We start from the raw sequence: 19,871 nt of genomic DNA, 5'->3' as shown, positions 1-19,871 counted from the left end.
TTGATTACAGTCCAAATCTTAAATTGAAACCAAATGACCTTGTTGAAGGAATACTATTGAATTCTACGCCTTCACCGACAACACCTGCTCCAAAAAAGTTCATTTCTGGATCTACGTGAGGTACGTGACTCTTGATCAACCATAGATTTCTTCCTTCTACACCTATCTCTGCTGATTTAAAAACTGTTTTCTTAAGCAAATTTGCAGGAATTGCGTATGAGAACCTTACTTCTCTTAATTTAACATAAGAAGCATCAAAAATATTACCTATAGTATTTGCAACCGCTGCTTCATTTCCCCAGTAGTCTTGCATACTTCTAACTGCAGTTGTATTGGTCACATATTGACCATTAACCAAATTAACACCTTTATCAACAATCGGTGTTCTATCTCCACCTGTTTCAATGGCCAAGCCACTGGTCCTTAAATTTGCAACAGTTCCAGAATAAAATACACCACCTTGTCTAAAGTCAATTAAGCCACTTAAACTAAAGTTTTTATATCTAAATTGATTGTTTAAACCAAGCATCCAATCTGGATAAATATTACCCAAACGCTGTGCTGAAGCTGATGGTATTTTCAATCCACTTGCAGCATCAATAACAATATTTCCATTTGGATCTTTTTGCCAATCTAAACCATAAAGACCAAAGCTTTGATTTACCTCTGCTTTAATCTGCAAACCGCTCCATCCACTTGATAAGCTATATTGATTCAAGCCTGGAGCCAATGCCTCAACAACCTGTTTGTTTTTTGAGAAATTCGCAGTTATATCCCAAGAAAAATCTTTAGCCTTAAGCGGTACTAAGTTTAAAGCGAGTTCAATTCCTCTATTTCTAATTGCTCCAACGTTTACTGTTTTCGCAAAATAACCTGTAGATATTGCAACATCAATATCAATCAATTGATTTTTAGTACGTGTATTATAATAAGAGAAATCAAGACCAATTCTGTTTTTCAAAAATTTCAATTCAGTACCAAACTCATATGAATTCTGTTTTTCTGGTACAAGGGCAGCATTAGGAAGAATTCTAGGACCAGAAAATGCTGTAGAAATATTGCCAATAGGAAAAATTGCTGTTTGAGCACCTACATATTGTAAAAAGATCGTGGTAACTGGATCATATTGAAAATCTAGTTTGTAAGGCAATAAATCACTTCCAACAGAAGCCCAACTCGCTCGTAATTTACCATATGATAGCCAATCCAAATTTTGATCTTTTAATAATTCTGTAAATATGAAACTACCACTTACAGACGGATAAAAATATGAGCGATTATTAACAGGTAATGTAGATGTCCAATCGTTTCTACCTGTTACATCTAAATATAGAAAATCTTTATAACTCACACTTAATGAACCATATAAACCCATTAAACGTCTTTTACTATATCCTAAACTTGGGACTGCTTTAACGGCATTGGAATAATTATACAATTGATCAATAGTTAGATCCGTTGCATTAACAACAGTACTTTGACTTGAACGTTCATTAATGTTACCACCAACTACCAATTTAAATTTAAAGTCTTTTATTAAATTATTTTGCTCCATTGAAACTAGGAGATCATCATTAATTTGTCTTTGAAAAATATCGGTATTGGTGAAAGCTCCGTTATTTATTCCAGCTGTACCTTTACGTGTTACACTAGCTCTTTTTTCTGTGTAGATATCACCACCAAGAACATTACTAACAGTCATCCATGAGAATGGTTTATACTCAAAAGTATAGGATCCTAAAAATCTATCTACTGTATTTGAGGTTCTATTATAATTCATAATCCAATATGGATTATTGCCAGTTCTATCTGTAGTTAAGAAAATTTGTTTACCGTTTGCATCTATCACATTATCTCTTACATCATTAATATCAACCACACGAGGTAATCCGTATATAGCTGACGTTATAACATTAGTGTTATTTGAACTTTGTGATGGACGGCCGTCAGCATTTATTCTTGTGTAACTAGCAACAAATCTAGATGATAACTTATCACTAAATTTCCTACCTGCGTTAACGGAAAAATTATATTTACCTAGTTTTGATTCAGGAATAATACCCTTTTCATTTACACTTGTAAAACTTAGTCTATAATCTGAATTATCGCCACCTCCAGCAATTGAAACGTTATTAGTGTATGATGCTCCGGTGTTAAAAAAATCTTTTACATTGTTTGGATAGGCCTGTAAAGTAACCTGACGGCCCAAGAAATCCTGAAATTTTTGATTTTGAACATCAGCGATTTTTGGACCCCATCCATTTGAATATTTCAAACCGTAATCATAAGTCTTTGTTGTTGTGTTATAGATACCCTGAGCATACTCATTTTGAAATTCAGGTAGTACCAATGGATTCTCAAAACGCGCAGATGAATTTACACTAATAGATGTTCTTGAGCTATTTGTACCTCTTTTGGAGGTTATAATTATAGCGCCATCCTTTGCTCTTGAGCCATAAAGAGCCGTTGCGGCAGCTCCCTTTAAAATTGTCATTGACTCAATATCATCGGAACTTAAATCACCAATTCTATTTCCAAAGTCAACATTATTTGCAGCTGTACCTCCAGCTGATGTGCCATCTGTAACAGGCACCCCATCGATTACAAATAATGGAGAGTTAACACCCAAAGAGTTAACACCCCTAATTACAACTTTCGTTGAGCCACCTAAAGTACCTGATTGAGAATTTATTCTCACCCCAGGGGCTTTACCAGCTAAAGAGTTAAGAACATTTGTCGATCTGGCATCAGTCAATTGATCGCTTTTAATTACAGAAGCACTGTATCCCAAAGACTTAGCTTCCCTCGAAATTCCTAGTGCTGTTACTACCACTTCACTTAACGCTTTTGAATCCGACATCATCACAACATTAATGACCGATTCAGTACCAATACTCTTGCTTTGAGTTGAATAACCGATATAAGAGAAATCTAAAATAGTTGAACCCGAAGGAACTGAAACAGAATACTTACCATTTGAATCTGTAATGGTACCTGATCGTGTACCCTTTACTTTTACGCTAACTCCGGGGATAGGCAATTTGTCATCCGAAGAAGTAACCGTACCAGTAATTGTTCTATCTTGAGCAATTGCGGCAGATGCAAAAAACAAAAGTACGAACAAACTTTGTAGAAGTTTTTTCATGAAATTTAAGTTAAAAAATGATTATTATTTTGAGCCCTAAATATAATGGAGATCAGCAATAATTTAACAAAATTTAACTAAATCTACAGGTATAATGACTTAAAATTGACAAACAATATGCATTATTAAAAAGACATATTATAATTTTAGTCCATACAGAATCTTAAAAAACACTTGGATTTTAACTTTAAAAGCCATATATTGCTTAAAATCAGCTAAAAAGAGTCAAAACTATACAGTCAACAAAATTATGCCATAAACTTCAGCTGTCTGATTATCTTACATAACTAATCTTCCAAGTGATAAAGCGTTTTGCATTTAATTATAAAATTTTTCTACACTTGATTTTTTCTCAAAACTGTAGCTGTTATTTGAACCTCAAGAATTTTTTTTAAAAAAAAGTAGTTAAAAAATACATCTTACAGATGTTTACCTGTGATGATCTAAATTAGCTTACGTATACTGGCTATTTTTAGAAACCACAAAACATTGCGTTAAAAACAAAGTTTTCCCCATTAGCCGAAAAGTTTTCTAAAAAGCGGATCTTTAGCTTAATTACAAAAGCAGTTATAATAATTTACAGAATGTTGGCCAAAACCGCAGCCGGCTTATCGAAAATTATTTCCTCAAATCCTTATATAACTTAAGAGGCTGCCCAAAAAGATCGGACAGCCTCTTAGTATCTTCTAAATAAAAATTAAGGAAAACTTCTAAAATGCGAACGCCATATTAAAATAACCTTTTAGAATGCATTTTTGTTATCAAAGTTTCATTCCATTTCTAAAACTTATCCCAGAATAATTTTGTGGTTACAACATCTCCGCCAATTGCACCGGAAGCCTGAGTGTAATTATTCCCATTTAACTGCTGTTCATTGCTCGGATAATTAAGTCTGTTAGGAAAACCAGATTTAGCGCCTACCGGTGCAGTAACTTTTGGAAAATCCAGTCTTCTTAATTCTGTCCAACAGTTAAAAGGCCTATTATAAAGTGCGATCCATTTTTGGACACCTATTTTTTCTCTCCAGGTACCAGATGCAGTTGCATAGGAAACTAGTGGATTTGCAAGATAGGCAGATGCTTCCGCAGCAGTACCTCCCCAATATAAAATCGACGCTGTAACTGCATTATTGTAGTGCGTTTCTGCGTTACCGCTAACAGCATACCCTCTTTCAGCGGCTTCTGCTCTGTTAAATTCAGTTTCTACATAATCCATCAGTAAGGTTTGTGCATCAGGAGCATAAACTTTAGGTCCAGGTTTGGAAACAGCAGATATCGTATTTACCTGCCCAACTATACCACCAACATAGGCGCCATTTGCATTGGTACCAAAATATTGTGATAAGCGAGGGTCTGCCAGCGCTAATAATTTGTCAACCAAGTCTTTCGCAGCCACATAATCGCCACGACCACCGGTTACTATATCAACATAAAGTGGGTTTTGGTTTGGTGCACCTGCCAGATATTTAAAAGCTGCATTATCTACATCGGCAGAAATTGCGCCTGCATCTGATGCTTCGACAGCAGTTTTCGCGATCGCATTTTCAGCATCTGCCAAAATTAAAGCTTGTTGCATCCGCAAAGAGTTACCAAATTTTATCCATTTTGAAATGTTACCCTGAAAAATAAGGTCCTCACTTGCAGAAAATCCTGCACTAGCCGTATTGAGCTGGGCAATATCGGTATTTAGCCTTTTCAAAAGATCTAATGATATTGTCTTCGCATCATCATATTTCGGAAAAAGATTTTTTTGATCAAGCGCCTCGCTATAAGGCACATTGCCAAAAGTATTAACAAGCGTACTAAAGGCTAGTACCTGCATGATATCAATAATTGCCAGTTGATTCGATTTTATACCAGCGTTTAACGTAGTATTGGCTTTTATGATATTTGATGATTCGGCTAAATTTTGGAGTACTTCTCTATACATCGTGGTCCACCACGCTTGAGGAATATTTCTGGTACCAAAATCGTATTGGGCTTCATCCTGATAAGTTACCATGGCCCATTGGCTCGTTGTGAACCTGAAAACATTGTTGTTAACACTAGCACTCGTAACAACGTCGCTGTAAGATTTAGTTGCGAATGAAAACAAAGTTGCCGCAGGAACCTCAGATGGCTTTTTGGTATCAATATTAAGTGACGTGATATTCTTTTTACAAGCCGTAAAAGCAACAAGCATTGCAAAAAATATAATTGATTTTTTCATTTTATCGTTGATTTAATTAGAATGATAGTTTTGCATTAATCCCTACTGTTCTGGTTGTTGGGTATGCACCACTTTGTATCCCTTGCGCATTTCCAGAAGACAAATTCTCTTCCGGATCTGAATAAGGAAGATTTTTATGTATGATCCATAAATTTCTTCCGAAAACAGAAAGATCAATGCCTTTTATAGGTCCCCATTTTGAAATCATGGCTTTCGGGAAAGAATAGGTTAATGTAGCTTCTCTTAGTTTTACATAACTGGCATCGTATGAAAATGCAGATTGCGGTAGGGTAGGAGAATTGGCATCGATCACAACACGCTTAGTATTAACTTTACCGTCTTCTGTTACGCCTTCTAAAATAATACCTCCACTATTTCCATCATTAGTTACCGGATTCCTTACCGGATTACCCAGATCATTTAAACCAACGGTATTAGGTAAAATACCGGTATAAGTGGCATAAAATTGGTCTAATGACCAAACATTGCCTCCAGAACGGATGTCGATTAAGAATCCCAGGGATACGTTTTTATATTTAAAGCTATTATAAATACCACCAATCCATTTTGGGTTAATATTGCCAATAACATTGGTTGTGCTAGATGTTATTTTATAATATCCATCTGCACCAATAACTTTTTCTCCGTTTGCATTATAGACATAATCTTTACCTTGAATGGTTCCATACGGCTGACCTAAAGTGGCATTAACACTTATGCCAGCCTGAAAACTAGCTAACTGCAAATTTTTACTATCATTATACAACTCCAAAACCTTACTGTTGTTTTTTGTCCAGTTGATATTAATGTTCCAGGAAAAATCTTGTGTTTTAATTGGTGAACCATACAATGAAACCTCGACACCATTATTTCTTATCACACCAGCATTAACATAGGTATTGGTAAATCCTGTTGCAGCAGAAACCGCAACCGGTATAATTTGATTTTTTGATTTTGTCAGGTAATATGAAGCATCAAAACCAATGCGGTTATTCAAAAAAGCCATTTCTAAACCAATCTCGCTGCTTTCTGTCTTTTCGGGTTTTAATGAAGGATTATTAGTCGTAAATGGATAGGCAAATAAAATGCTTGATCCAAATAGATTTTGAGAGGTATAAACATTTTTGATACTACCAAAAGGTGCATCGTTTCCAACTGTAGCATAGTTAACACGTAGTTTTCCGGATGATATCCAGTCAACTTTATCCTTTAGCTGCTTGGAGAACAACCAGCTGCCAGCAACCGAATAATAGTTATATGCATTTCCGACTCCTGGAAGTGTAGAAGATTTATCTCTTCTAAAAGTACCATCTAAGGTTAAAAATTCATTATAGGTCAGGGTAGCTCCACCAAAAAATCCATCAACTTCTCTAGGCTCATATCTTTCTACAGGGGCTGCTACGGCACCAACAGAATTAGAAATACTATAAAGCCCTGGCACAATGAGTCCACCATTTGTTGCGGAGGCAACACTGTTCAATAAATTCTTTCTGATATTACCACCAAACAATGCCTTCAAATTAAGGTTCTTTGTTACATTTTTATCAAAGTTTGCGATAAGGTCAAAATTTGTTTCGCTTACAGACCTGTCTGTGCGGGCATAAGAAGCTGCTCCCTGACTTCCTACGGCAACCCTTTCTTCCTGAAATTCATTGTAAGTATCTAAAGAAACACGTCCGAGAATATTTAGCCAGTCAGTTGCCTTATAATTTAAAGACGCATTCCCAAAAATCCTGCTCCTGGTATCATTTTGATAATTCTGATACCTTGTCCAATAATAATTATCTGTATATTTAGGTACCAGGCCTGCAGGTGTAGAAGGGTCAGCCCAGTTCCATGAAACATTTTGCTTATTTCTAAAGTAAGCATCCTTTTGGGCCATCATATCAACATTGGTTTGATACCATTGTCTAAAATTCTGGTTCACATTTAACCCACTATAGCCTGACCCATACCTGCCCAAACCCTCAACTTTTGAGTAATTCGCAAGTGCCGATGCGGTTAACCGATCGGTAATCTGGTAAGTAGAGCCAAAATTCAATATATTTTTAACGATTTTGCTATTGGGTAACGTTCCACGGTCATCACTTCTGGTATAACCCAGCTTGATTGTCCCTTTATCAGATGCGGCATCAAATAATATATTATTGTTATTAGAAATTGCCGTTTCATAAAATGTTGACGGATTGTTTGCGGCAGCAACCCAAGGCGTTTTTTTCTTATAATTAGGAGAGTACGGGTCAAAGGCATCCCATTGATAAACAAGCAGGTTTGGATCAAATTTTGCTCCGTAAGATGCATCTTCAGAAGTAGGAACGACCTTTTCCTTCACACCATTACCCTGAACATCAATTAATAAGAAACCATCTCCGCTTTCATATCCACTTGAATAGCCGGCACCATATTCCGTTTGGTACTCAGGGAAAGTTGATTTGTCAATGGTTCCAACGGTTAAACCGCTATTAATCGTAATCCCCATGCCTTTACTTTTCCTGCTTTTTGTAGTAATCATAATTACACCATTCGCTCCTCTGGAGCCATAAAGTGCACTTGCTGCAGCTCCCTTAAGCACGTTAACCGATTCTATATCGTCAGGATTAATATCTGCCGCCGCATTTCCATAATCATAACCACCCCTTCCTGTTCTCTGGTTAGCAGAATTATTGTTTGAATTATCGACCGGAACGCCATCAACCACAAATAATGCCTGATTATTCCCTGTTAAAGACTTGTTACCCCTGATTACAACATTGGTTGATCCACCAATTGCATTGCCCTGAATAATCTGCAAACCAGATACTTTACCTGATAAGGCAGAAGCCGCATTCGATGACCTTGTTTGTGTAAGTTCTTCGCCTTTCACCTGCTGCGCTGCATAAGACAAGGTATTTTTCTTCCTAACCTGGCCCAAAGCAGTTACCACAACTTCTTCCAAAGCATTAGCATCTGAAGATAATACTGCATTAATTACATCTGAACTTCCAATGGGTTTGGATTGAGTGGTAAACCCGATTGAGGAGAATACAATAATTTTGGCGTCTTGCGAGACTTTAATGGAGAACTTTCCAGTAGCATTAGTTGAGGTGCCCCCTGTGGCTCCCTGAATTTTTACGCTTACTCCAGGGATTGGCAGTTTGTCTTCTGAAGACGTAACTGTTCCGGTGATAGTTCGCTCCTGTGCCATTGCCGATAGTGCAAAAAACAGCCAGATGAACAAACTCGGTAGAAGTTTTTTCATAATTAAGAAGTAGTTTAGTTAATAATTCACCTAATGTAAGTGTTGAAATTCAGGTTAAAAAACTTTTTTTAATAAATTTTTATTAAAAAGCAATAAAACAAACCAAAAAATCAACTAAATCACTAACAAAAACTACGAATTTTAATAATTATTAAAATAAAATCATAAAAATTATATATTTAATAAAAATTAAAAGCAAAATCATATTTTATTTAAACTTAAAAACAAAAAAAACACATAAAAAATAGATAAAATCAAAAAAACACACACAATAAATTCAATTTTAACTTAAAAAAATAAAATTTTGGCAACAATAAATAAAGAATACAAAATAAAGCAGCGTGCACCAATAAAAACAAACTAAAAAGTTAAAATTCAGCTATTCATATCTAATTATCGACCGATCATAAATGTCCCTTTTAAAAAAATACATGAACAGCCTTAGCGATTATTCATGTATTTATTAATACTGAATTCAATTAATAATCTATTCTGAAGATTTAGAAAGTTTTATTTTTCTATCCTTTGCTGCATTTACCGCAGGGAATAAACACATAGAAATCTAGCCTAAACTCGCTCGTGGGAAGGTGATTCATTTCAGGACTTATTTATAGAAAATGCAAACCACGAAGTAGTACAGGGCAATTGCAAATATGTACTTTTAGCATCTATTGAGGTACTATAGCCGTTGATCAGATGGTTATCTGATATATTTTGTAAGGACAAATGGTCACCATTAAAAAAGATTAATTTATTTCTTCAATTAGCAATGACATAATGAAGACTCAAAAGTCGCTTTATATATTATGCACTAATATCCACAAAAAATTATATTAGAAAACAAAGTTTTCCCACTTTCCCAAAAGTTCCTAAATAGCGGGTCATTAGCCAAATAAACTACCTGGCCACGTCCAAAATCCTGCACGCCAATTAAAAGCCCTGCTTTAAGCTCTTCCTTTGCTTTTTTGCCCACTACTCCTGCCATTAAACTTTTTTCATTAATTAAACCCACATTCCAGCCTTTAACAAATGGCTCATAGATTTTACGATCGGTTTTTAAGCTATAATAGGTTTTACCGAGCCCATAAGAAAACGGGTGACTGGAATCAAGATTGATCTTATATATTGCACCAGGAATAGTCGTTTCAAAATCATCCCTATCTTTGTTCTTAAAAAGAAGTTTACTTGCCTCTGGTTTTTCGTCTTTTTTTACCACAGCTTCCTTCTTTTTAATATCGAAGCCTTTTTTATCCAGCACACCTTCAATGGCATCTTCCATCAAAATCAGTCTGCCTCCTTTATTTAACCAGGCCGTTAAGCCATCGCCAATAAAAGCACTGTAACTTCCATCTGGTAAAATCAGTGTATTTACCTTATTAATGTCGAGGTTATTTAAATCTCTGGCATTAATAATAATAGGCGAAAGATTGAGGTCACGTTCAAGAAAAAACCAGGCTTCACCAAAAGCCAGAGAAGAAACTTCCATACCTGATACAATGGCAATTTTCGGCTGCTTTAATAATGGATAAACATTGGATCCAAAATCTTTACCTTTCTCTACAAAACCACTGCTTACCGCCTGAATAGGTTTATCCAACATTTTTGCAATAAAGGCTATTTTATCTTTCATCCCCTTTATTGTTTTTTCATTTTCTGCTCTCAGTACAATCAGTGTGCCGGCAGGATAATCTTTTCCATTTACCGAAAATGGCTGATCAGCCTGTCTCACTTTCACGTTTTCTTTTTGCAATGCTGTTAAAACCCTAACATCTTCACTTGTTCCCCAGCTAAATAACCAGGCTAGCGGTTTGTCAACTTCGGTATCAACGATTTTAGGCTCCTCAAGCGCTGGAAATTTTCCTTTTATACTTTCTCTACTGGCATACCCCTTTAGTCCATACACATAGGGTAGGGCCCAGGCCGTAATATCGTAAGTATTAGAATCGGTTACAAAGGTTTGTGGTTCTAATAAAACATTAGCCAAAACTGCTCTTGGCTGCTGCATATTTACAATTAAATCATTCCGGGCAATGCTAAAATTTTCTTCTTTCTGGGTATCGTAATCATAACCTCTTCCGTTTTTATCACCGCCAAAGGCAAATTCGACCTTATTTTTAGTTAACAGTTCGGCCAGTTTTTTTAAGCGTGATAAATTGGTCGCTTTTATAATATAACTTTTATAAACACCCGGGCTATTAGCCAATTCCTGCTGGAAATATTTTTTATACTCTTCTAATAATTTCTGATGGTTTAAGGAAGTTACCTCCAGGGTAGACATTCCGGTGGTAAAATGGTGTGCAATACGATCTTTCAAGGTTAAGGTATCGCCATCGTTAGTGACCACAGATAATCCGGCCCTGATGCCACCCTGTTCATAAGTCATACCGATTGCTCCATTATATAATGGATAGGTATCGCCATAAGAGGGATAAAGCAGATCGAAACGTTCTTTGGTAAAATACTGCCAGCCTTCGGCATCGAAGTATTTGGCATTGTTTTTACCTACAACCACCTGGAAACTTTTTTGCCAGGGTGTAATGTTCTGGTGAACCGGTTCTGCTGCCGGCGCAAAATAGTAAGGCTCATTATAACCCTGTTCATGAAAATCAACATGTACCTGCGGCATCCATTGGTTATACAAAGCCAAACGCTGCTGACTTTCAATCTGAGTTTGCCAGGCCCAGTCGCGGTTTAAATCAAAATAATAATGGTTTGGTCTGCCGCCTGGCCAGGGTTCAATGTGCTCCCTTGATGAGGGATCTGAATTAGGTATTTTTCCTACGACACTATTAAAATAATTTACATAACGGTCTCTTCCATCTGGATTTAAGCAAGGATCAATGATTACAATGGTATTTTTTAACCACTCGGCAGCAGGCTTATTAGAACCCGAAACTAAGGTGTAAAGCATCTTCATGGCGGTTTCAGTAGAGTTGGCCTCATTACCATGTACATTATAGCTCAACCAAAGCATAGCTGGTTGATTATTTAGATCGATAGTATTATTGGTGCCTGTTGCCAAAACCAGATTATTACTCCTGATCTGTTCCAGTTTGGATATATTTTCTGGCGAAGATACAATCGCTACCATTAACGGTCTGCCCTCATTGGTTTTACCATATTCAATCAACTTCATATTTTTAGCAGAAGCCGTAGCAGTTTGCCTAAAATAATCGGCTACTTTGTGATGGGGGCTAAAATGCGAACCTAACTGATAACCTAAAAAATCGTCGGGAGATTTTAGCTGTGCCTGCACAAAGAAAACAGTACTGAGGGAGACTAGACAGAACGTTAAGAGTCTTTTCATAAGGAATAATTTTAACTAATGTACTAATTTTGTTTTTTGTTGATGCGAAAGCTTAATTTTACATCATACTTTTTTTTACGATAGGCATGATTACAACCGAAAAACTATACGATTACTACCTTAAAAACCCTGTTATTTCTACCGACACAAGAAACATTACACCCGGTTGTATCTTTTTTGCCTTAAGGGGTGATCTATTTAATGCCAATGAATTTGCCGCCCAGGCCATAGAAAAAGGGGCAGCATTTGCCGTAATTGATGAAGAAAAATACGCAGAAAACGATAACTTTCTATTGGTTGAAGATGTATTAAGCAGCTTACAGGAGCTGGCGCGCCATCACCGCAAACAGCTCAATATTCCGGTTATCGGCTTAACGGGTAGCAATGGAAAAACAACGAGCAAAGAATTGGTAAATGCTGTTTTATCCGAACGGTATAAAACCTTTGCCACCTTGGGTAACTTAAACAATCATATTGGTGTTCCTCTATCGATATTGTCCATTACCGATGATGTACAGGTTGCGGTAATTGAAATGGGGGCCAACCATCAAAAAGAAATAGAATTGCTTTGCACCATCGCTCAACCCACCCATGGCATTATTACCAATGTAGGCATGGCACATTTAGACGGCTTTGGTGGTTTTGAAGGGGTAAAAAAAGGCAAGGCAGAACTTTACGCTTACCTTAAACAGACCAATGGCTATACTTTTATTAATAGGGACAATCCTGATTTACTTAAAATGAGTATAGCAGCAGGCTTAAACAAGCTCATTTATTATGGAACAGAAAACGGCAATACCATTAAAGGGGAACTAAAAAGCAGCGATCCTTTTATCGAAGTAAACTGGACCAATCATGAGACTTCATCCTCAGTAACAACCAATTTAACCGGCAGTTATAATTTTGAAAATATCCTGGCAGCAATCTGCATAGGAGACTTTTTCGACATGAGTCCTGAAGAGATCAATACCGGTTTATCAAAATACCAGCCGAAAAACAATCGTTCGCAACTCACTAAAACTGAAAAAAACACGGTAATCTGCGATTTCTATAATGCCAATCCTAGCAGCATGGCTGCGGCTTTGAAAAACCTCTCCGTAATATCGGCTGATAAAAAGACGGCTATTTTGGGCGACATGTTCGAATTAGGCCCTGAATCACGTGATCAACACGAACTGATCGTAAAACAAGCCAATGAAAGTGGTTTAGATCAAATCATTTTTATCGGGAAGGATTTCCATACATTTAAAGACAGTTTTAAAGGCATATTTTTCGAAACGCCTGCTGAGGCGACTCAATACTTACAAGAAAACTTAGTCCACGATCATTTAGTATTACTCAAAGGCTCGCGGGGAATGAAATTGGAAAGCTTGCTGCAATATTTGTAGGGTAAGGATGCCTAACACGCTTTATTACTCTACCAACAATCCAACATCGCTTACTTCCAAAAGCGGATTATCGCGCATATTCTGCTCAATTTCAATCTCAAATTTGCCATTTCGCGGAAAATGATAGTTGGTTAACATGGGCAGGGTATAACTAAATACATTCCCGGAACCGCTACCCAACCATTCGCCATCATTTTTGGCCAATTTATATTGATAGCGTTTGGTTACTACTTTTTTCCCATCTTTAAAATGAGCCAGGATAAAAATATTGGCATATTTATAATTGGCTGTATGCCTTAACTTAAAATAAATATTATAGGCCTTGGTATTATCTTTAATGTCAAATGTTGTAGAAATATGGTTACGGTAAGTCCACCTGCGGTCGGCAATTTCTATATTGCTATCAACTACACTGTCCTTACAGCCTACAAATAGCGTAACCGTCCATAAAAATGCAAGCAAAATAATTTGCCTTTTATTCAGCAGCAGGTTTATTCTCTGAGCCATTATTATTGTTTCGGCGGTTATTGTTTTTCCTACGGTTATTTCTGTTCTTATTTTTGCTCTGCTCTGGCTTGGTACCTTCTATAATAACATTTCCTTCAGCCTTAACTTCAGGTTTTGGTCCTTGCATTTGCTTCGGTTTGTTATTTTGAGGCTTTGGTCCATTAACATGTTGTGGTTTCGGCACTGCTTGTTGAGCCTTTTGACCCGAATTTTGTTGCGGTTTTGCTCCGCCAGGTTGTTGCTTTCCGCTTTGTTGCGCTTTCTGTACACCCTGTTGAGCCTGCTGAGGTTTGTTATTAGGCCCAGCATTTTTCTCTCCTGCAGGAATTCTTTCTCTCTTATTCTGGTTATTGTTGCGGCTATTTTTCTGGTTGTTGTTTCTGTTCTGGTTATTTTTAGAGCGAGAACGTTCGTCAAGGCGGGTTAAACTATCCTGACCCACTACATTTTCGTAATCGAAAGATTTTTCTACCACAACCGGTGCGGCGATCTGAACGGCTTCTTCTTTTAAGTTAGGTGCTTTTTTACCTGCCTTATTCATCGCCATAATCTCTTTTACACGTGCGGCTTTAACCGGGATCCAGTTTTCGTCACCCTGGTAACTGAACCACATGATTTTTTTGAAAATATCAGTTTTCTGGTGACGGGCATAACCGGCCTCCGTATCCAGGTTTTCAATTCTATCGGGAATATCTTTTAAAGCATCCAGATAAGTATCCAGCTCGTAGTTTAAGCAGCATTTTAATTTACCGCACTGCCCCGCAAGCTTTAAGGTATTTAATGATAAATTTTGATATCTGGCCGCAGCTGTAGATACGGTTTTGAAATTTGTTAACCAGGTAGAGCAGCATAATTCGCGACCGCAGGAACCGATTCCACCTAAACGGCCAGCTTCCTGACGCATTCCGATCTGGCGCATTTCAATCCGGATACGGAAGCTTTCCGCCATCTTTTTAATCAGCTCTCGGAAATCCACACGTCCATCAGCAGTATAAAAGAAAGTAGCTTTCGTTTTATCGGCCTGATAATCCACATCGCTGATTTTCATCTGCAAACGGAGATCGAGTGCCAGTTTACGCGCCTTATGCATGGTTTCCCATTCCATTCCCTTGGCGGCATTCCATTTCTCCACATCAGCTTCGGTAGCTTTACGGTAGATTTTTTTGGTGACCTGATCGAGTGCCGTTTTACGGCGTTTCATCTGGATCCGCACCAGCTCGCCGGTAAGCGAAACATGTCCTACGTCGAAACCACCAGTTGGCCCTTCAACGGCAACAAGTTCTCCAATTTCGAGATAAATGTTATCGCTATTGAGGAAAAACTCTTTACGCGAGCCCTTAAACTTAATTTCTGTAACCTGAAAAGGTTTATAATTAGAAGGCATATCCAAATTAGACAGCCAATCATGAACTTCCATTGTTTGGCAACCACCGGTGCCGCATGAGCCATTACTTTTGCATCCATTAGGGGTGCAACCACCACCTGTTGAACAACTTCCACATCCCATATTAATTGTATATATATTGAGTCCCCGCAGGGAGCGTTTTAAACTTGATAATTTTTACCAATTGTAAAGATACATCTAAAAACAGAATTTTTGGGTTTGCGTTTCTTTCAATATGGTAATGCGCTTTTTCCAACTCGCCAATAATGGCCTCGGCCATAGGTAAGGTAAGCACGTGCATACTCAGTTTTTTGGCAGTTTCGAAGGTTAGCGGAGGCAATTTCACCAATTCTTCGGCACCACTTAAAATTAAACAGCATTCGCGTAAATAATTTACACCATACTTTAAAAAATTCTTCTGGTTTTCTCTTCCCCATTTCGCTGCATCATCCGTAAAGTCGATCAAATCGGGCAATTTATTTCCAAAACCCATCCTTAACCAGGCCGTAAATGTGCCAGAACTGTCGCTCTGTGTATCTGCGGCAAGCGCTTTAGCCTCAATTAAATTTCCATCGGCCAAAAATGAATAATCAATAGCCTGATGCTCCGTTAATCCGCTCGCCTTTAATAAATATCCGGTTACCTCTTCTGATGAAAGTTTTGGGATCTTCACAATCTGCGTTCTGGATAAAATGGTCGTTAAAATCTGATCCTGACTTTGCGCAATTAAAATAAACAGTGTATTTGCAGGCGGTTCTTCAATTAATTTCAACAAGGCGTTCCCGGCTTTATCCAGGTATTCGGGCAGCCACATAATTAAAACCTTTGTTTCGGCTTCGAAGGCTTTATAGCTCAGTTTTTTAATAATATCGTGACATTCAGCGATGTTAATATTGGCCTGTTTATTGGCCGCATCGAGTTTGGAACGCCAAATATCCATATCAAAATAAGGATCCTGCAGTAGCATGCCCCGCCATTCTTCCAGCACATCTACAGCCGTTTTTACACTAGCAGAAGCAAAAAAAGGATAGGAGAAATGCAAATCGGGATGAATTAAACGTTCGTATTTTCTACAGCTCGAACATTCGCCACAACTATCATTTTCACCTTTGTTAAGGCAATTGACGTATTGTGCATAGGCAATAGCCAGTGCTACAGCCCCGGAACCGGCAGGCGACAAAAATAGCTGCGCATGGCTAATCCGGTTTTCCTTAACCGTCTGCACCAATTGTTGCTTCACTCTTTCCTGTCCTATGATTTCTTTAAACTGCATTTGGTGCAAAATAAGAAATAGATATGAGATTCACAGCCTCGGCATCCTGAAGTTGTTTCAGAAGCTGCGTTTTTTAGATTAAAACGACATTTTATTTTTTAGAAAAGCAGGCTCCGGTAGTGCTTTTGTTCTGTTCGGTCCCTTTTTCCGCTATATCCCAAATTGAACTAATTTGGGATGCCGCTGCACCAGGGTTTAGATTGGTTTTGAGGAAGCCTTTTTGCTTGAAAACCGATTTACTAAAAACCTTATCCTTGACTTTTGTTTTTTAACGGCACTAAACGCTTTACGCCCTACCAGGTTTATTTAACTAAATCAGTATTCTTTAGGAACATCAAATAGCGCACTACGCAAATTACCCAAACCGCACCGGTCTGCATTAACTAAACCTGATGGGAGCGGCAGCCCCGAAGCATGAGGGCTAAAGCATACAGCAGGACAGGACATACCCAAGTAACACAGGTTTTGCTTTTCAAAAATAGAAGAAATCAATTTTAAGTCAATAACACGCTGGTTAACAGCATTACTCTTAGGTTTACCTATTATTTCAAAAACCTTACCTTTGAACTTTTTAAAATTAAAAGATGGGCCAACGCTTTGCGCCAACCCCTAACGCTTAACTTATGGCAAGGATCCTCGCATTTGATTATGGAACAAAACGCATCGGTATTGCGGTAACCGATCCTCTGCAAATTATTGCAACAGGCCTGGATACGGTACACCCTAAAGATGTGATCGAATATGTTAAAAAATATATGCTTAATGAGCAAGTTGAGGCCTTTGTACTGGGCGATCCTAAACAAATGGATGGTTCTCCGTCTGATTCGGCACAACATGTAAAAGGTTTTGCCACGCTGTTGAAAAAATCATTTCCCGATATCCCAAGGCATTGGGTTGATGAACGTTTTACTTCTAAACTGGCACATCAGGCCATTATGCAAAGTGGCTTAAAAAAAATGGACAGAAGAGACAAAGACCGGGTTGATACCATTGCCGCAACCATTATTTTACAATATTTTATGGAAAGTAACCGTTTATAACCAACAAATGAGCCTAATAAACGACGATTTACAGGATTTACTAATTACCTACTGCGAGCCTGAAAGCGAATTGCTTCAACACATAGACCGCGAAACCAACCTTAAAGTTTTAATGCCCCGCATGCTTTCTGGCCACTATCAAGGCCGGGTTTTAAGCATGCTCAGCAAAATGGTTGCCCCTAAAAGGATTTTAGAAATTGGCACTTTTACCGGGTACGCTACTTTATGCCTTGCCGAGGGATTAACCAAAGATGGCCTGTTATATACGCTGGATATTAATGAGGAACTGGAAGACATGGTTCGCCGCAACTTCGCCAAATCAGCCTATAATAATCAGATTAATTACATCCTTGGCGATGCTACTACTACCATTTCAAGTTTAGATGAAGTTTTCGACATTGTTTTCATTGATGCAGATAAGAAAAACAACGGCACCTATTATGATCTGATTTTTGACCGTGTTCGCCCGGGCGGAATTATCATTGTTGATAATGTATTATGGAGTGGAAAAGTACTTCAGGAAAAACAGGATAAAGACACCAGAAATATTACTGGCTTTAATGATAAAATAGCTGAAGATGAACGGGTTGAGAAATTAATTTTACCTGTTCGCGATGGTTTGTTTGTGATCAGGAAGAAAGCTTAATATATTATGGTTAATCGGTTAAGTGTTTTAATCGGTTAGTCGTACAGTTAACCAATTAAACAATTTGTACAGTTAACCATGACTAATAAAATCCTTACTTTTTGTGTACTGCTCTTATCAGGAATGATTGCGCAAGCACAAGATACCGATGATTATATTGCCGAACATGCAGCATATGCACAAGGTTTAATGCACGATCATAAAATTCCGGCCAGTGTTATTTTAGCTGTTGCCATACATGAATCTGCTGCTGGCAATAGTAGAATTGCACAGCACCTTAATAACCATTTCGGTGTAAAAGGGCCAAATAACAATGCAGAAATCCATTCTTCATACCGCGATTATGTAAATGCCGACGAATCTTACAGCCACTTTGTAGAAATTATGGAAACCCGGGAGCCTTTTAACAATCTTTTTGGGAAATATGATCAATATGATTACAAGGGATGGACTTACGGTATCCGCCGCTGTGGTTACGCCCATAGCAGAAGCTGGGCCAGCCAGGTAATTGGCTTAATTAAAAAATACGAACTCTATCAATACGATGAGCGTCCAGAGGGGTACGAGGAACCTGTGTATGCAGCTCCTGTTCATCGCAGGGCAAAAAACAGAAGAAAAACAAAGATATATACCGTTAAATCTGGCGATAACCTAAACATAATTGCCAAAAAGAAAGGCACAAACGTTAAAGCCCTTATGCAAAAAAACGGCATTAAAAAGGCAAACTTAAAACCAGGACAGAAGATTAAATATTAGTCTTAAGTCCGTAGTCATGATTCCTAAGTCTAAATTGCAATTTGCAGTTCACAATTAACCAGTTCACCGATTTAAACAATTAAACTTATATGCGTTCATATCACCATTACCTTACCATCGCGGCAATCCTTCTTTTTTTAAGCTCCTGCGGCACCAGAAAATTTTCTAAAAACAATAAAAAGATCGAAAAAGAAGCCAACAAGGCGAATAACAACAATTACAAAAGTTACAATACTTTAAGTTACATCGATGAGTTTAAAGGTGTAGCCATAGAAGAGATGAACTCGGCCGGTATCCCTGCAAGTATTACTTTGGCACAGGGAATCTTAGAATCTGGTAGTGGAAACAGCGATTTAGCCAAGTACGCCAACAACCATTTCGGCATTAAATGCACCTCAGAGTGGAAAGGAAAGAACTATTTCCGTGATGATGACCAGAAAAATGACTGTTTTAGGGTGTATAAAGATGCCCGGGAATCGTTTAGAGACCATTCTGAATTTTTAAAACGTAAACGTTACAGTTTTCTTTTCCAGTTAGACAAAAACGATTACAAGAGCTGGGCGCAGGGATTGAAAACAGCGGGCTATGCAACCAATCCAAGATATCCAGATCTGCTCATCAACACCATCGAAAAATATCAGCTTTACCAATACGATCAACCGGAAAGCGAAAAGCAAAAAATTGCCCGAGAAGATCGTGTCTTTTCAGAAATCAATCAAAATATCCCAAAGGAGAAAGCTAAGTTTACCCCGGTTGAAACGCCACCGGCAGGTGCCAAACCAATTCTGGCAGATGGCACTTATACGGTTGTGAAAGGAGATACCTTATATAATATTGCAAAACGCTTTAATTTAACGGTTGATCAGTTAAAAATGCTGAATGAAATGACTACCGATGCCATTAAGCTTGGTCAGACACTTAAGGTTAAATAATGTTAAGTGCAAACATAGCCAGCAAGATATTTGTAGTTTTGTAACTG

At 37.8% G+C, this 19,871-nt stretch carries 12 protein-coding genes; 5 read left to right on the top strand and 7 right to left on the bottom strand.

The features are described 5' to 3' along the window. Nucleotides 1–4: 4 nt before the first annotated feature. The 4 genes from BLR60_RS05305 to BLR60_RS05290 all read right to left on the bottom strand — a co-directional run bounded on the left by BLR60_RS05305 (nt 5) and on the right by BLR60_RS05290 (nt 11,898). A complete protein-coding gene (locus BLR60_RS05305; protein WP_090497542.1) occupies nt 5–3,145 on the bottom strand; it encodes a SusC/RagA family TonB-linked outer membrane protein in 3,141 nt (1,046 codons plus the stop codon). Nucleotides 3,146–3,925: 780 nt separating this feature from the next. Beyond that, a complete protein-coding gene (locus tag BLR60_RS05300) occupies nt 3,926–5,353 on the bottom strand; it encodes a SusD/RagB family nutrient-binding outer membrane lipoprotein (protein ID WP_090497540.1) in 1,428 nt (475 codons plus the stop codon). A 16-nt stretch (nt 5,354–5,369) separates the two neighbouring features. Then, on the bottom strand, nt 5,370–8,591 hold the full coding sequence (locus BLR60_RS05295; protein ID WP_090497538.1) for a SusC/RagA family TonB-linked outer membrane protein: 3,222 nt from the start codon (nt 8,589–8,591) through the stop codon (nt 5,370–5,372). A gap of 811 nt (nt 8,592–9,402) precedes the next feature. Then, entirely contained in the window at nt 9,403–11,898 is a 2,496-nt protein-coding gene (locus BLR60_RS05290) for a M14 family metallopeptidase (RefSeq protein ID WP_090497536.1), read from the bottom strand. Between the two features lie 86 nt (nt 11,899–11,984). Here BLR60_RS05290 and BLR60_RS05285 point away from each other — a divergent pair, with 86 nt between their 5' ends. Then, nucleotides 11,985–13,286, top strand: a complete 1,302-nt coding sequence (locus BLR60_RS05285) for a UDP-N-acetylmuramoyl-tripeptide--D-alanyl-D-alanine ligase (RefSeq protein WP_208600578.1) — start codon at nt 11,985–11,987, stop codon at nt 13,284–13,286. Between the two features lie 24 nt (nt 13,287–13,310). On the opposite strand, the gene BLR60_RS05280 is transcribed toward BLR60_RS05285, so the two are convergent. Genes BLR60_RS05280 through BLR60_RS05270 form a run of 3 tightly spaced genes read right to left on the bottom strand, consistent with a single transcriptional unit; the run spans nt 13,311 to nt 16,450 of the window. Beyond that, nucleotides 13,311–13,793, bottom strand: coding sequence for a gliding motility lipoprotein GldH (locus BLR60_RS05280; protein WP_090497533.1), 483 nt, complete (start codon nt 13,791–13,793; stop codon nt 13,311–13,313). Next, nucleotides 13,762–15,300 carry a PSP1 domain-containing protein gene (ricT, locus tag BLR60_RS05275; protein ID WP_090497531.1) on the bottom strand — a complete coding sequence of 513 codons (1,539 nt, stop codon included), beginning with the start codon at nt 15,298–15,300 and terminating at the stop codon, nt 13,762–13,764. The genes BLR60_RS05280 and ricT overlap by 32 nt, the downstream gene beginning before the upstream one ends. A gap of 1 nt (nt 15,301) precedes the next feature. Further along, a complete protein-coding gene (locus BLR60_RS05270) occupies nt 15,302–16,450 on the bottom strand; it encodes a DNA polymerase III subunit (protein WP_090497530.1) in 1,149 nt (382 codons plus the stop codon). Between the two features lie 623 nt (nt 16,451–17,073). Here BLR60_RS05270 and ruvX point away from each other — a divergent pair. The 4 genes from ruvX to BLR60_RS05245 all read left to right on the top strand — a co-directional run bounded on the left by ruvX (nt 17,074) and on the right by BLR60_RS05245 (nt 19,824). After that, nucleotides 17,074–17,490 (top strand): Holliday junction resolvase RuvX, encoded by a 417-nt coding sequence (gene ruvX, locus BLR60_RS05260; protein WP_090497526.1) that lies wholly within the window; start codon nt 17,074–17,076, stop codon nt 17,488–17,490. Between the two features lie 7 nt (nt 17,491–17,497). Beyond that, the gene (locus tag BLR60_RS05255; protein ID WP_090497524.1) at nt 17,498–18,136 is read left to right on the top strand and encodes an O-methyltransferase; all 639 of its coding nucleotides are present in this window, start codon (nt 17,498–17,500) and stop codon (nt 18,134–18,136) included. Nucleotides 18,137–18,214: 78 nt separating this feature from the next. After that, entirely contained in the window at nt 18,215–18,892 is a 678-nt protein-coding gene (locus BLR60_RS05250; RefSeq protein WP_090497522.1) for a glucosaminidase domain and LysM peptidoglycan-binding domain-containing protein, read from the top strand. 89 nt (nt 18,893–18,981) lie between these two features. Continuing rightward, on the top strand, nt 18,982–19,824 hold the full coding sequence (locus BLR60_RS05245) for a glucosaminidase domain-containing protein (RefSeq protein WP_090497520.1): 843 nt from the start codon (nt 18,982–18,984) through the stop codon (nt 19,822–19,824). Nucleotides 19,825–19,871: the final 47 nt, after the last annotated feature.

Source organism: Pedobacter terrae (assembly GCF_900100705.1).
Classification (GTDB): Bacteria; Bacteroidota; Bacteroidia; order Sphingobacteriales; family Sphingobacteriaceae; genus Pedobacter; species Pedobacter terrae.
This window is presented reverse-complemented; position numbering and strand designations above follow the sequence as displayed.

Coding starts and splice junctions, on each gene's coding strand:
- ricT (WP_090497531.1), bottom strand. CDS start 15,300: ATGGGATGTGGAAGTTGTTCAACAGGTGGTGGTTGCACCCCTAATGGA.
- BLR60_RS05245 (WP_090497520.1), top strand. CDS start 18,982: ATGCGTTCATATCACCATTACCTTACCATCGCGGCAATCCTTCTTTTT.
- BLR60_RS05305 (WP_090497542.1), bottom strand. CDS start 3,145: ATGAAAAAACTTCTACAAAGTTTGTTCGTACTTTTGTTTTTTGCATCT.
- BLR60_RS05285 (WP_208600578.1), top strand. CDS start 11,985: ATGATTACAACCGAAAAACTATACGATTACTACCTTAAAAACCCTGTT.
- BLR60_RS05280 (WP_090497533.1), bottom strand. CDS start 13,793: ATGGCTCAGAGAATAAACCTGCTGCTGAATAAAAGGCAAATTATTTTG.
- BLR60_RS05250 (WP_090497522.1), top strand. CDS start 18,215: ATGACTAATAAAATCCTTACTTTTTGTGTACTGCTCTTATCAGGAATG.
- BLR60_RS05290 (WP_090497536.1), bottom strand. CDS start 11,898: ATGAAAAGACTCTTAACGTTCTGTCTAGTCTCCCTCAGTACTGTTTTC.
- ruvX (WP_090497526.1), top strand. CDS start 17,074: ATGGCAAGGATCCTCGCATTTGATTATGGAACAAAACGCATCGGTATT.
- BLR60_RS05270 (WP_090497530.1), bottom strand. CDS start 16,450: ATGCAGTTTAAAGAAATCATAGGACAGGAAAGAGTGAAGCAACAATTG.
- BLR60_RS05295 (WP_090497538.1), bottom strand. CDS start 8,591: ATGAAAAAACTTCTACCGAGTTTGTTCATCTGGCTGTTTTTTGCACTA.
- BLR60_RS05300 (WP_090497540.1), bottom strand. CDS start 5,353: ATGAAAAAATCAATTATATTTTTTGCAATGCTTGTTGCTTTTACGGCT.
- BLR60_RS05255 (WP_090497524.1), top strand. CDS start 17,498: ATGAGCCTAATAAACGACGATTTACAGGATTTACTAATTACCTACTGC.